Raw genomic sequence first — 963 nt, 5'->3', positions numbered from 1 at the left:
TTCTTTGCTAAAATATTGGTTCGTGAGGTATGCGACCTCGGTGCGGTTCTTCGCCTTCAGCTTCTTCATGATGTTGCGGACGTGAACTTTCACCGTGCTCTCGCACATGTTCAGCTCGTAGGCGATGATCTTGTTCGGCGTACCCTTACGCAGGGCTCGGGCGACGCTGAGCTGCCGAGGGGAGAACTCGTGCTCTTCCGGGACTTGGTCCGTTGTGCTTTCCATCCCCGCTAGAAGGCCCATCATACATGCAGCTGGCATGTAGACGCCTCCAGCACGCACGAGGTGCAGAGCCTGGATGGCCACTTCAAGGGAGATGCTGGTTGGGATGTAGCCTTTGACACCGAGCTTCAACACCTGAACGATCTGATCAGGGCTCTCGTAGTCGGTCATGACCGCCACCCTCACGCCCGGAGCGTAGGCATGGATCTCGGCGAGTTCCCGAGCGATCTGATCCCGTTCCGCCTGAAGTGTGCTGCCGCCTGGTAGGCATAGCAGAACGGTGCTGGTCGACGTCGATGCCGCCGTGTCTTGCCAAGCGGCCACGCTCGGGAAGCCCTTGAAAGCGAGGTTCGGCCGGGCATCGCGCAGGGAAGCAAGAAAGCATTGGCCGATCAGCGGGCGCCGATCGATGACGACGAATGTGGGCTCAGTTCCCAACTCGATCTGGTTCAGATGCTGCCTAGCCAGAATGGCATCAGCATGAAGCCCCGGCACACTGCTATCGAACTTTAGAGATGAGTTCTCCCCGGGTGTACATATTCTCACTATAGCTCTCTCCCGAATACACTAATGTACTAGACGCGCAAAAACTGAAAAGAAGTCAAAAAACAATTCAGTATAACAACATGCGATGCGACTCGGGATTGCAATATAGAGATGTTTTGCGCTACTGTGTGGGAGATACGCGGTGCTGGCTGTGGCTAGGGAAATGTTGCGCGTCGCAAACAGGGCAGGGACGGG

Annotated in this window: 1 protein-coding gene; it reads right to left on the bottom strand. The window is 56.2% G+C overall.

The annotated features are described in order from the left end of the window. Positions 1-717, bottom strand: a 717-nt coding sequence (locus MKK67_RS32800) for a response regulator transcription factor (protein ID WP_243968035.1), incomplete at its 3' end; no start/stop codon positions are given. Positions 718-963: the final 246 nt, after the last annotated feature.

Source organism: Methylobacterium sp. J-072, from assembly GCF_022829425.1.
In the GTDB taxonomy this organism is placed as follows: Bacteria; Pseudomonadota; Alphaproteobacteria; order Rhizobiales; family Beijerinckiaceae; genus Methylobacterium.
The sequence above is the reverse complement of the archived record's forward strand: the minus strand, read 5'-3'. Positions and strand labels throughout refer to the sequence as shown.